The 12,149-nt window shown below is 68.1% G+C and carries 11 protein-coding genes and 1 tRNA gene; 7 read left to right on the top strand and 5 right to left on the bottom strand.

Translation table 11 applies throughout. From position 1 onward, the window contains the following. Positions 1 to 130 precede the first annotated feature (130 nt). Genes AC5RUP_RS05935 through AC5RUP_RS05925 form a run of 3 tightly spaced genes read left to right on the top strand, consistent with a single transcriptional unit; the run spans position 131 to position 2,735 of the window. Entirely contained in the window at positions 131 to 616 is a 486-nt protein-coding gene (locus AC5RUP_RS05935; protein ID WP_494154979.1) for an SRPBCC domain-containing protein, read from the top strand. A 41-nt stretch (positions 617 to 657) separates the two neighbouring features. Further along, positions 658 to 2,049, top strand: coding sequence for an FAD-binding oxidoreductase (locus AC5RUP_RS05930; protein ID WP_494154981.1), 1,392 nt, complete (start codon positions 658 to 660; stop codon positions 2,047 to 2,049). 56 nt (positions 2,050 to 2,105) lie between these two features. Further along, positions 2,106 to 2,735 (top strand): class I SAM-dependent methyltransferase, encoded by a 630-nt coding sequence (locus AC5RUP_RS05925; RefSeq protein ID WP_494158367.1) that lies wholly within the window; start codon positions 2,106 to 2,108, stop codon positions 2,733 to 2,735. A gap of 6 nt (positions 2,736 to 2,741) precedes the next feature. Here the strand turns inward: AC5RUP_RS05925 and AC5RUP_RS05920 are convergent, their stop codons facing one another. The 4 genes from AC5RUP_RS05920 to otsA all read right to left on the bottom strand — a co-directional run bounded on the left by AC5RUP_RS05920 (position 2,742) and on the right by otsA (position 7,773). Beyond that, positions 2,742 to 4,079: a DUF4032 domain-containing protein gene (locus AC5RUP_RS05920; RefSeq protein ID WP_494154925.1), complete on the bottom strand. Its 1,338-nt coding sequence runs from the start codon at positions 4,077 to 4,079 to the stop codon at positions 2,742 to 2,744. A gap of 25 nt (positions 4,080 to 4,104) precedes the next feature. Continuing rightward, positions 4,105 to 5,259, bottom strand: coding sequence for an ABC transporter ATP-binding protein (locus tag AC5RUP_RS05915; protein ID WP_493979431.1), 1,155 nt, complete (start codon positions 5,257 to 5,259; stop codon positions 4,105 to 4,107). 203 nt (positions 5,260 to 5,462) lie between these two features. After that, positions 5,463 to 6,338, bottom strand: a complete 876-nt coding sequence (gene otsB / locus AC5RUP_RS05910) for a trehalose-phosphatase (RefSeq protein ID WP_494158366.1) — start codon at positions 6,336 to 6,338, stop codon at positions 5,463 to 5,465. Next, positions 6,331 to 7,773 (bottom strand): alpha,alpha-trehalose-phosphate synthase (UDP-forming), encoded by a 1,443-nt coding sequence (gene otsA / locus AC5RUP_RS05905; RefSeq protein ID WP_494154386.1) that lies wholly within the window; start codon positions 7,771 to 7,773, stop codon positions 6,331 to 6,333. The genes otsB and otsA overlap by 8 nt, the downstream gene beginning before the upstream one ends. 209 nt (positions 7,774 to 7,982) lie before the next feature. Here otsA and AC5RUP_RS05900 point away from each other — a divergent pair, with 209 nt between their 5' ends. The 3 genes from AC5RUP_RS05900 to AC5RUP_RS05890 all read left to right on the top strand — a co-directional run bounded on the left by AC5RUP_RS05900 (position 7,983) and on the right by AC5RUP_RS05890 (position 9,899). Next, on the top strand, positions 7,983 to 8,855 hold the full coding sequence (locus AC5RUP_RS05900; RefSeq protein ID WP_494154381.1) for a DsbA family protein: 873 nt from the start codon (positions 7,983 to 7,985) through the stop codon (positions 8,853 to 8,855). Between the two features lie 124 nt (positions 8,856 to 8,979). Next, a tRNA-Thr gene (locus AC5RUP_RS05895) sits at positions 8,980 to 9,053 on the top strand. 540 nt (positions 9,054 to 9,593) lie between these two features. Then, positions 9,594 to 9,899, top strand: coding sequence for a hypothetical protein (locus AC5RUP_RS05890; RefSeq protein ID WP_494154382.1), 306 nt, complete (start codon positions 9,594 to 9,596; stop codon positions 9,897 to 9,899). A gap of 104 nt (positions 9,900 to 10,003) precedes the next feature. Here AC5RUP_RS05890 and AC5RUP_RS05885 read toward each other — a convergent pair whose 3' ends face one another. Next, the gene (locus AC5RUP_RS05885) at positions 10,004 to 10,192 is read right to left on the bottom strand and encodes a hypothetical protein (RefSeq protein WP_494154383.1); all 189 of its coding nucleotides are present in this window, start codon (positions 10,190 to 10,192) and stop codon (positions 10,004 to 10,006) included. Between the two features lie 921 nt (positions 10,193 to 11,113). Here AC5RUP_RS05885 and AC5RUP_RS05880 point away from each other — a divergent pair. Beyond that, positions 11,114 to 12,136 (top strand): GmrSD restriction endonuclease domain-containing protein, encoded by a 1,023-nt coding sequence (locus tag AC5RUP_RS05880; RefSeq protein WP_494154384.1) that lies wholly within the window; start codon positions 11,114 to 11,116, stop codon positions 12,134 to 12,136. The last annotated feature ends 13 nt before the right edge of the window (positions 12,137 to 12,149 follow it).

Here is a 12,149-nt window from a genome sequence, read left to right as displayed (position 1 = left end):
CACTCGGGAGGGTGTGGGAGAGTAGGTCGCCGCCGGACATTCTTTGAACACCGGGAAGGCCCCGCCAACGATGGCGGGGCCTTCCCGCGTTTAACCACCAACCACCCGGCTGCCGGACTAGGCTGGGGCTATGAATTCGTCCCTGTTCTCCCATGCGCCGAGTGAGCCGGAACCGTCCCAGAGCTCCGATCCGCTCCACTGCCGCGTCACCGTGCCGCAGGAATGCCAAGAGGCTTTCAGCGGCTTCACCGACCTCATCCATCTGTGGTGGCCGGTGGACCGCCAGAGCGTGGCGGGCGAGGGCAGCCACGTGGAGTTCGAGGACCAGGTGCTGACAGAAACAACACTGGACGACGAGGTCCATGTCTGGGGCGAGATCCTGGAGTGGGCGCCCGGCAGCCACTTGCGCTGCACCTGGCACCCGGGTACGAGCCCCGTGGCGTCGGGGGAAGTCGACGTCGACTTCGTGGACGTCGGCGAGGGCCGCACCGAGGTGCGACTGACCCACTCCGGCTGGGAGAACATGCCCGAGGGCGGGCGGGAGCGGGCCGCCTATGCCGACGGATGGCCACAGGTGCTCGGCCGGTACGTCCGGTTCATGGGAGGGACTGCGTGACCGGCAACAACAACGGAACGACCACCGGAGGCCTCGAGAGCGTGACGGATTCTTTTCTGGAGGAACTTCAGCGTGCCTTGCCTACGGGATCGGTCAGCACCGAACCCACGGATTTGGCTGCCTGCGCCACCGACCAAGGCCCGGTCCTCGACCACCAGCTGCCCATCGCCGTCGTCCGCGCGCAGAGTGTGGAGGACGTGCAGGCGGTGATGCGGGCCGCGCATGCTGCGGGAGTGCCCGTGGTGTGCCGCGGGGCGGGCACAGGGGTCTCCGGCGGAGCGCACGCGTCCAAGGGCTGCCTGGTGCTCAGCCTCGCGGCCATGGACCGGATCCTGGAGATCCATCCGGAAGACGAGATCGCCCGCGTGGAACCGGGCGTGATCAACGCCGACCTGAATGCCGCCGTCGCCGAGCACGGGCTGATGTACGCGCCGGATCCGGCCAGCTATCGCAGCTCCACCATCGGCGGGAACATCGCGACGAACGCCGGCGGTCTGCGCTGCGCCAAGTACGGGGTGACCCGCGAATCAGTGCTGGGGCTTGACGTGGTGCTCGCCGACGGGACGCTGATCCGCACCGGCCGCAGGACGTTCAAGGGCGTGGCCGGTTACGACCTGACCGGACTGTTCGTCGGCTCGGAGGGGACCCTGGGCGTGGTGGTCGGCGCGACGCTGCGGCTGCGCTACCTGCCGGCTGCCGTGGAAACGGTGGCGGCGTTCTTCCCCGATGTGGCAACTGCCGCGGCCGGGGTGTTGGCGGTGGGACGGGCGCGGGTGCAGCCGTCGATCATGGAATTGCTGGACGGAAACACCATGGCCCAGCTGGACCGGGAGCAGGGTTCCAACCTGCGCAGCCGCGGCGCGGCGCTGCTGCTGATCCAGACCGACGGCTATGCGGCCGAGGTGGAAGCGGGCATCATCCGCGAGGTCCTCGCCGGGCTCGGCGCCGAGATCAAGGCGGCGGACACCGCCGAAGCCATCCGGCTGATGGATCTGCGCCGGCACAGCCGCGGCGCCGAGGTGGACGATCATTACCGGGTGGGGGAGGACGTCGCGGTCCCCCGCTCCCAGCTGGTGCACTACATCAACGAACTGCAGAACATCGCCGAGCGCCACGGCGTCGGACTGAAGGTGGTGGCGCACGCCGGCGACGGCAACCTGCATCCGACGTTCTGGGTCGGGCCCGGGGACGTGGCCAAGCTGGCTGCGCTCAACGAGGCGCTGGACGAGTCCATCGACGTGGGGCTGGCGCTGGGCGGCACCATCACCGGCGAACACGGCATCGGCCAGTTCAAGGTGCGGTGGCTGGGGCGCGAGCAGAGCCACGAGGTGCTGGAACTGCAGCGCCGGCTGAAGGATGTGTTCGACCCTCGGGGGTTGCTGAATCCCGGCAAAGCGTTGGCGGCGCGGATCTCCGAGTCCACGTCGGCGTGAGCCGCCCGTGCGGGCTGCATGCCGGCCGTCCGTGCGCCCGCCAGTAGGCTGGTGGCATGAGGAAAGAGACGTTGTGGGAAGAGATGAAGCGCCGGAACCCGGGCCATTCGGCGTGGTACATCCAGCGCTTCGAGCAGATGCGCGCCGAAGGAGCCGACCTGCACGGTGAGGCCCGGCTGGTGGACGCCATGGTGCCGCGCGGCAGCAGGATCCTCGACGCCGGCTGCGGACCGGGCCGGCTGGGCGGCGAACTGGCGCGCCGCGGACACTCGGTGGTTGGCGTCGACATCGATCCCGAGCTGATCGAAGCGGCCCGCCAGGACCACCCGGACTGTACCTGGCTGGTCGGCGACCTGGCGGAGCTGGACCTGCCCGCGCAGGGCATCGCCGAGCCGTTCGACGTGATCGTCAGCGCCGGCAACGTGCTGACCTTCCTGGCCCCGGGCACGTCGGGCGAGGTGCTGCGCAACCTGGCCGGCCACCTGGCTCCCGCCGGCCGGCTCGTGGCAGGGTTCGGCGCCGGCCGCGGCTACGACTTCGACGAGTTCTTCTCCGACGCCGCGGCGGCGGGCCTGACCCCCGACCTGCGGTTGGCCACCTGGGATTTGCGCCCGTTCACCCCGTCGTCGGACTTCCTCGTGGCGATCCTCAGCAAGACCGAAGGGCGGCAAGCCGGACCTGCCTGAGCGCTGTCAGCCTTCGTCTGTCGCGGCCGCGTCCAGGGCGGCGGCGGTCCGCGCATCCGGATCGAGCATGATGGCGGCCTCGTCGCGGCGGTGGCGCAGCACGGTGTCGACGTAGGACTGCACGGCCTCCGCCAGCGGTACGTTGCGGTCCTGCGCCTCGGAGATATACCAGCGGTGCTCGAGCACCTGATGGACCACTTCGGCCGGCTCCAGCTTGCCCGCCAGCTCGCGCGGGATGGCCCGGACAATCGGTTCGAAGACCTGACGGACCCAGCTGTGCGCGCTGATCTCCTCATCCTGCTCCGGCTGGTTGTCCGCCCGGTAGGCATCCAGGTCATTGAGCAGCCGGCGTGCCTGGTTCGCCTGCACGTCGAGGCCCGTGAGCCGCAGCAGCCGGCGCTGGTGGTGCCCGGCGTCCACCACCTTGGGCTGGAGCTGGATGGTGGCCCCGTCGGCGGTGGTGTTGATGGAGAACTCCTCCACATCGAACCCCAAATCGTTCAGGCGGCGGATGCGGGCGTTGACCCGCCACCGCTCACCCAGGTCGAACGACTCCTCCGCCGTCAGTTCCACCCACAGCTTGCGGTAGCTGTCCATGATCCGCTCGCTGGTGGCCACGGGATCCACACTTTCCTCGAGCAGGCCGCCCTCGATGAGGTCCATCATCTCGCCGGCGATATTCACCCGCGCGATCTCGAGGTCGTGCTCGCGCTGGCCGTCCGAGAGCCGCTGGTGCAGCTCACCGGTTTCGGCGTCCACCAGGTAGGCCGCGAACGCTCCGGCATCGCGGCGGAAAAGCGTGTTGGACAGCGAGACATCGCCCCAGAAGAACCCCACCAGGTGCAGGCGCACCAGCAGCAGTGCCTGCGCGTCGATCAGGCGGGTCAGGGTCTCCCGCCGCAGCGTCTGGGAAAACAAGGCGCGGTACGGCAGCGAGAAACGAAGATGCCGGGTGACCAGTACCGGTTGTAGGGGAGTGCCGTCGGTGCGCAGCCGCCCCGTCATCACGGCCACCGGTTCCACGCAGGGGATAGCCAGCCGCTGCAGCTTGCGCAGCATCTGGTATTCGTGCCGGGCAGCTTCTTCGCCGGTCTCCTTGATCGCCACCACGCCCGCGCCCAGCGGGGCGAACCGGACCACGTGCCGGGACAGCCCGCGGGGCAGCGCGGCCAGGTTTTCCGGCGGCCAGTCTTCCAGCGCAAGATGCCAGGGCAGGTCCAACAGCCGTTCGTCGGCAGTCGCCGCGGTGATGCTCAGCGACGCGATCGACGCGGCCCCGCCGGACAGGGCCGCGTCGGCGGTCCCTTGGACGGGACCGCCGGTGCCGGGATGTTGGTCAGCCATGATGACTACATCCTAGGCGCGGGGCCTAGTCGGCTGTCTTGCCGGCTTCGATCGGAGTATTGAGGTCCTCCACCGAGGCGGGCGGCGTGCCGGGGGCATGCTCGCCCAGCCGCAGACCGTTCTCGGTGTCGAACAGGTGCACGTGGCCCTCCTTGGGCCGCACATAGGTGGTGCTGCCGGCCGGCGGCGGGGTGCGCCCGTCGACGCGACCGGTGATGTCGTAGCGCTTGCCGTCCAGCTCGGTGTGCCCGTAGACGTACGCGTCGGCGCCCAGTTCCTCGACGACGTCCACGAACACCGCGAGCCCCTGGCCGTCCTCGGCACGCTCCAGGTCCTCCGGCCGGACCCCCAGGGTGACGGTGTTTCCGTGCGCGGCGTCCAACAGGTTGCGCGGCACCGGGTACGTCAGGCCGCCGAACTGGACACCGCCGTCGGTCACCGGCAGTTCCAGCAGGTTCATGGCTGGCGAGCCGATGAAACCGGCCACGAAGACGTTGGCCGGCCGGTCGTAGAGGGCGCGCGGGGTGTCCACCTGCTGCAGGATGCCGTCCTTGAGCACCGCCACGCGGTCGCCCATGGTCATGGCTTCCACCTGGTCGTGGGTGACATAGACGGTGGTGACGCCCAGCCGGCGGGTCAGGGAGGCGATCTGCGTGCGGGTCTGCACGCGCAGCTTGGCGTCCAGGTTGGACAGCGGCTCATCCATCAGGAAAACCTGCGGGTTCCGCACGATCGCCCGGCCCATCGCCACGCGCTGGCGCTGGCCGCCGGAGAGCGCCTTGGGCTTGCGGTCCAGGTACTCCTCCAGGTCCAGCAGCTTGGCAGCCTCGCGGACCCGCTCGACGCGTTCTTCCTTGGACACGCCGGCGATCTTCAGGGCGAAACCCATGTTGTCGGCAACGGACATGTGCGGGTACAGCGCGTAGTTCTGGAACACCATGGCGATGTCGCGGTCTTTGGGCGGTATGTCGGTGACGTCGCGGTCGCCGATCAGGATCCGTCCCGAGTTCACGTCTTCCAGGCCGGCCAGCATCCGCAGCGAGGTGGACTTGCCGCAGCCCGAGGGGCCGACGAGGACCAGGAACTCGCCGTCGGCGATCTCCAGCTTGAGGCTGTCCACCGCGGGCTTTTCGGTGCCCGGATATAAGCGCGTGGCATTGTCGAACGTTACCGTTGCCATGGTCGTTTTCCCTTCACGGGCAGGTACGTGCCCGACGATCCGTAGTGATGGGTGTGTATGCAGTTTTCGAGCCGCCGCACGGCGTTGTGAGGCGGCTCACGCCCTCAGTATGCCACGGCTGTCAACGAGCCCGGGGGCGCGGCGACCGGCGACGCGCCCCCCCCCGGAAAGCGGCACCGGCAGCCGGCCGTGCCACGGCCGCGTTACGCGGGCAGGGCGGCGGCCCGCAGCTCGGCCAGCAGGGCCAGCGCGGCCGCGAACGTCTGCGGAGAGTCCACCCGGTAGGCCGCGGCGGTGTCTCCCGGCCCCACCTTGACGCCGACGTCGGAACCCCGCAGCACGGCGAAGGCATGTTCGTCGGTCACGTCGTCGCCGGCGAAGAACACGGCGGTCGCGCCGGTGAACGAGCGCAGCAGCCCGAGGCCCTGGCCCTTGTCGGCGCTGAGCACCGACGTCTCGAGCACGCGCTTGCCGTCGCTGAGGTACAGCCCGGGGACCTCCTGGAGCGCGGCGCGGGCGCGCTCCGTGGCCGCCGCCGCCACGTCGTCGGCGGCGGTGCGGGTATGGAGCACGACGCCGGCCGGCTTGGCTTCCAGCCGGGTGCCCGGATGGGCGGCCACTACGTTTTCGACGACGGCGGTGGCCGCCGCCAGCGCCTGCTGCTGTGCGTCGTCCAGCACCAGGGGAGGGCTGTCCGGTCCGGTGAAGACCTCGCCGCCGTGCGAGCCGATGAGCAGGGTCCGGTCGTCCGGGGAGGCGACGGCGCGCAGGCTGGCCAGCGCCCGGCCGGAGATGAAGGCGGTGGACGTCCCGGGCAGCGCCGCCAGCGCCGCCACGGCGGCTGCCGAGGCCGGCAGGGGACGGGCGTCCTCCGCCCGCAGCACGATCGGCGCCAGCACGCCGTCGAAATCCAGCGCCACCAGCAGCGTCTCCGTGCCGGCGAGCCGCTCCAGCGCCTCCCGCAGCTCCAGCGGCACCAGATCGCGGGCGGCGCCGGGGTCGGGCACGCCGGCTTTGGGGATACCGGCGCCGGGGCTTGCGGGCGCGTGCGGCTGCCCGGCGTCGCGGCGCTCAGTCATCGGCCTGCGGCTGTTGCAGGGCCTTCAGGAAGGCGCGCGACCAGTGTTCGACGTCGTTCTGCAGGATCTGCCGGCGCATGGCCCGCATCCGGCGGGTGGCCTCGGCCGGCGGGATGTTGATGGCCCGGATAATGGCATCCTTGAGCCCGTCGATGTCGTGCGGGTTGACCAGGATGGCCTGCTTGAGCTGGTCCGCGGCGCCGGCGAATTCGCTGAGCACCAGCGCCCCGTCCACCCCCTTGCGGGAGGCTACGTACTCCTTGGCCACCAGGTTCATGCCGTCGCGCAGCGCCGTCACCAGCATCACGTCCGCGGCCAGGTAGAGCGCCACCATTTCCTCCACCGGGTAGCTGTGGTGCAGGTAGCGGATGGCGGTGTTTTCCAGGGTGTCGAACGTGCCGTTGATCCGGCCCACCGAACCTTCGATTTCCTCGCGCAGCAGCCGGTACGACTCGACGCGCTCGCGGCTGGGCGAGGCCACCTGGATCAGCACGGCGTTCTCCACGTTCAACTTGCCGTCTTCCAGGAGTTCGCCATAGGCCTTGACCCGGTGCCGGATGCCCTTGGTGTAGTCCAGCCGGTCCACGCCCAGCAAGACGGTGTCGGGGTTGCCCAGCTCCTGCCGGATCTGCTCGGAGCGGGCGATCACGTCCGGCCGGTGGGCCAGTTCGCTGATGTGGGCCACGTCGATGGAGATCGGGAAGGCGCCGGCCTTGCAGAGGCGGGTCCCGCCGTCGTTGTTGACCACCTGGACCTGCTGCTGGCGCACATTCAGGCCGCTGAAACGCCGCACGCAGCGCAGGAAGTTGCTGGTGTCGCTCGGGCGCTGGAAGCCGACCAGATCCGCCCCGAGCAGGCCCTCAATCACCTGCCGTCGCCAGGGCAACTGGGCGAAGATCTCCAGCGGGGGGAACGGGATGTGGTTGAAGAAACCGATCTTCAGGTCCGGGCGCATCTCGCGCAACAGCTTGGGAACAAGCTGCAGCTGGTAGTCCTGCACCCAGATGGTCGCACCCTCGGCGGCGATCTCCGCGGTTGCCTCGGCGAAGCGCCGGTTGACCGTTTTGTAGCATTCCCACCAGGCGCGGTGGAACTCCGGCGGGGCGATCACGTCATGGTAGAGCGGCCAGAGCGTGGCGTTGGAGAAGCCTTCGTAATACAACTCGACGTCGTCGGCGCTCAGGGTCACCGGCACCAGATGCATGTTGTCGTGGTCGAACGGGTCCACTTTCTCGTCCGGCACCCCGGGCCAGCCCACCCAGGCGCCGTCGGTCTTCGCCATCACCGGGGCCAGCGCCGTGACCAGCCCGCCGGGCGAGCGCCGCCAGGGACCCTGACCGTCGTCCTCGGGGGCTCGGTCCACCGGCAGGCGGTTGGAGACGACGATCAGGTCGTACTCCCCGTACTGAGATTTTTCTGCTTCCTCACCGTTCATCTCTGCGGAATTCGCCAACTGACCTCTCCTTTGTGTATACCGTCCTGTTCATGACTTTATAAGGAATGGCAACCCGAGGCTTCCCCGGAGGGCGCTGAAACAGTAAACGTGAACGCGGCCACTCGTTCCGCCCGAACATTGAACTTGCAACTAAACTAGAGCTGTAGTGCCCTGCCTGGGCGAAGCAGACCAACAAGACGCGAGGATCCATGGCTACCCAAAACAGCCCTAAGTCGACCAAGGCCGAGCGCACTGCTGCGGCCCGCGAGAAGGCCCGCCAGATACGCGAAGAGCAGCAGAAGCGCGAAAAGCGGAACTCGCTGCTGGTCAAGGGCGGGGTGGTCCTCGCTGTCCTGGTGATCATCGCGGTGATCGCCGGGGTTGTCATCACCAACCAGCGCGGGCAGGTCGCCGACGCCGGTGCCGCGCCGGCCCACGGCAACGAGTTCGGCGGCTACACCATCACCCAGGACGGACTGGCGGCCACCGAGCCCATCCAGGTCGACGTGAACAACATCCCGGAGCCGGCCTCCACCGAGGGCGATACCATCGTGCCGCCGGGCGTTGCAGCCGCTCCCGAGGGCGAACCGGCGAACATCGTGGTGTACGTGGACATGGGTTGCCCGGTCTGTAAGGACTTCGAAGGACAGTACGGCGGGTACCTGACCGACCTCACCTCCTCCGGCGAGGCAACCGTGGAGTACCGCGTGGCGACCTTCCTCGACCGCGTCTCCACCACCAACTACTCGTCCCGGGCAGCCAACGCCGTGGCCTGCGTGGCCGACTCCCACCCCGAGGCCTTCAACGGCTACCTGACCCAGCTCTTCGCGCAGCAGCCGACGGAAGGCGGGGCCGGGCTGGACAACGCCACCCTGACGAGCATCGCCGAAAGCGCCGGAGCCACCGACGTAGCCTCCTGCATTGACGACGGCGAATTCCGCCCCTGGACCGCGTTCGTCAACCAGACGTTCAACGAATACCAGGTCGGCGGCACCCCGGCGGTCTTCGTCGAAGGCCAGAAGTGGACGAACTCCGGCAACTTCCAGGAGTTCGCCCAGGGCATCATCGACGCCCGCGCCTAAGCCATCCGCCGGGCTGGTCCCGGCCGGTTCCGGGCGGCGGCTGCTGCGGTTTCACGCAGGGCCGCCGCCTGGGCTAACCTTATCTAGCCGGTTTTGTCCGGCACGCTGGCTCTGCGGCCAGCACGCCTCCTTAGCTCAGTTGGCCAGAGCACCTGTCTTGTAAACAGGGGGTCGCCGGTTCGAATCCGGCAGGGGGCTCCGCGAACCCCTCTCTGCCTCCGCAAAACGTTAGTCCAGAAATCCTTCAGCTTGGGAACAATCGGACTTGCAGCGCATGGACAGGCAAAGCGCACGGCGACGTCGGAGCTTCAAGGCCCGGTGCGGGTGTTGAAGCGGCGCCGGGGCGGCTGTGCGGGGCATCCGCGACAACTGACAGCGCACTTCTGCTGCAGAGCCGTATAGACGTGTGCCGCGGCCCACGTAAATGTGAGCCGCGTGCCCCTAGCCGGAAGCAGCCGACGTAAGATGGCTGGCGTTCCCCGGGAGGCTCCAGAGCGGCCGAAAGTCGACACAGGCCCGTCGCGGAAGGCCGTTCTGGCACAGCTTGGCCGCTCTGGAGGATGGCGGCCGTCGCGAACGTCCAGCGACTGTTCCAGCTTCTCGGCCCGATCATGGTCGGCTGTCTGGGTAAACGATGATTTGGTCAACTCGTGCGTGCCATGGTGCCGCTGCTGGACTACCAGCAGACTGGTATAGCCTTCTTCTCAGCTTGACCCCTCCCGACAGAATGGACCAGTTGTGCCGACTGAACGACTTCACGCACAAGCAGCGGATCAGAAGACGGGCAGGCTCGCCCTGGGACTATCCCTCCTGGGCCTGGCACTCTTCCTGGTCGGCCTGCTGCTGCCGACGCTCTGGGCGCTCCTGTGGGCGTCGTTGCTGCCGCTGCTGGCGGGCCTGATCGCCGGCCTCATGGCACTCTCGAAGAATGCGGGCAGGAAACCGGGAGTCTGGGCAATCGTCATCGCCATGCTGCCCATCCTCGCCGCAGCCGTCTTTGGTGCGCTGGTATGGATGGCGCTCTCCAGCGTTTCCTTCCTTTAGGAGAAAGCCCCGCACCGAGTGCGGGGCTTCTTTATGCGGCAGAGGAACTCGCCTCAAACGCCGCAAAGCTCATGGGATCACGAAATACGCCAACGGGACTGTCCCTAGGCTGCCTTGGCGGCTTTCACCTCGGGGCAGGGCCATTCAACGAGCCGGACGAAGTTGCCATCGTCGTCGTAGCAGCAGTCCTCGCAGATCGCCGGCGCGGGCAGCTCGTCGCAGGCGTCGCAGCGGCCGCACGAGTTGGGATCCATGAAGTCGATTCCGATGCCGCGGGAATGTGTCGTGGCCATCTCATCCTCCTTTTCTCCATCTGAGGTTGCTGCCAACCTAACACCGGCCTCTGACAGGATCGGAGATTTCAACCGGCGTTGCCGGGACCGGCACGGATTCGGGCACACAGGAGGCAAGGAGCGAGTCGTTTTTATGGCACGGGTGACGGGTGACGGGTGACGGGTGACGGGGCGCGGCGACCGGCCAGGGGCCAGGGGTGAGGGGCGAGAAAAGGCACCACGGTAACCCCTCCGCCGTCGTCGGAATGGCTCTAAATTGAGGCGGCGCGAGGCGCCGCTGTCACCGATCCCCGGGCCAGCGCCTCAACCCATTGTGTGGCCGCCCATCGACGCCTACCCTAAAAGCCAAGGGTAGGAGTTGGCCATGGAAGTCACCCTTTTCGTTATCGACCTCGTGCTCGCCTTTGCCCCTTTCATGGTGCTGGTGCTCGTGCCGAATCGACGGGAAGGCCGACCCGTTGCACCGCACCGCCGCTCCACCTCCGGCTTGGCAGCTTCCCGCCGGGCCAGGAAAAAGGTAGTCCCGGAAGGGGCCGGAAATCCACTCCTGCCAGCGCCGGCGGGTCTCGGTGGAGGAACCGCGGCGACGGTGCGCCTGCGGCCAACCCGGCGGCCCACCCGACCGAGGTTCCGCCGCGACCCAGGACGTCACGCCAGGGGGCCGCGATAAACGCGAGCATGGGGCCCGCGTGTTGAAAAAGCTTCCATGGTGCTCAGGGTTGTTTGCCTTCTGCACGCTCAGTAGCCCCTGAACAGCGGAACCGATCCCTGGCTGCGGCCTCCTCCCTGACCGCGAAGACGATCGATCCCGAACCTGCGCTTTCGTTTGCTCCACCCGCTCTCTGCTCCACCTTCATATGCCCGTCGCTACGGCGTGTCCACCGGGATGGGATGAGGCGTCTGCCGTAGACATGAAGGGACATGGAGAAGAAGAACCCCCTCGCACTTGCCGGCTTGGCGCTGGCCGTCCTGCTGTCCGCCTGCACCTCGCCCGCCGAAGCGGATCAGCCCCTGGTCGCCCCCACCATCGAGGTGACCGGCAGCCCCGAGCCGACCCTGGTTCCCGAAACCACGGAACCCGCCGAGAAGACGGAGGAGCCCAAGGCGCCGCCGACGCAGGAACCGGAGGAGGAACCTGCCGCCGGCACCGCCCTGCAACAACTGGAGGGCATCGCGATTAAGGGCCGCGCCCCGAAAACCGGATACTCGCGTGATCAGTTCGGCGACGGCTGGCTGGATCCGGACCGCAACGGCTGCGATGCGCGTAATGACATCCTCCAGCGCGATCTGGAATACACGGTTCTCAAGGCCGGCGGCTGTGTGGTCACCTCAGGGGTGCTGGCCGATCCCTTCACCGCCACGACCATTGACTTTGTCCGCGGCAACAAGACCAGCACCGCCGTCCAGATCGACCACGTTGTCGCGCTCTCGGACGCCTGGCAGAAGGGTGCCCAGCAGCTGGCGAAGAACCAGCGTGAAGTCTTCGCCAACGACCCGCTGAACCTGCTGGCGGTCGACGGACCCACCAACGGCTCCAAGTCCGACGGCGATGCTGCGACCTGGCTGCCGCCGAACAAGTCGTTCCGCTGCGAATACGTGGCCCTGCAGACCGCCGTCAAAGCCAAGTACGGACTCTGGATGACCCAGGCCGAGCACGACGCCATCAAGAACATCCTCTCTAGGTCCTGCCCGGACCAACCGGTCCCGGCCGACGGGGGAGTGGACGTGCCCGTGGCAGCCGCGCCGGCGGCACCCAAGCCCGCTCCTGCGCCAAAGCAACAGCCTGCGCCGGCACCTGTCCAGGAGGCGCCCGCCGGCGGGAACGTGTTCTACAAGAACTGCACCGCTGTGAAGGAAGCCGGTGCGGCCCCGATCCGGGCGGGCGACCCCGGCTGGGACACCAAATTCGACCGCGACGGCGACGGGGTCGGCTGCGAGAGCTGACGAGAACCGACGA

This window comes from Arthrobacter sp. Y3223151, assembly GCF_059091125.1.
This window is presented reverse-complemented; position numbering and strand designations above follow the sequence as displayed.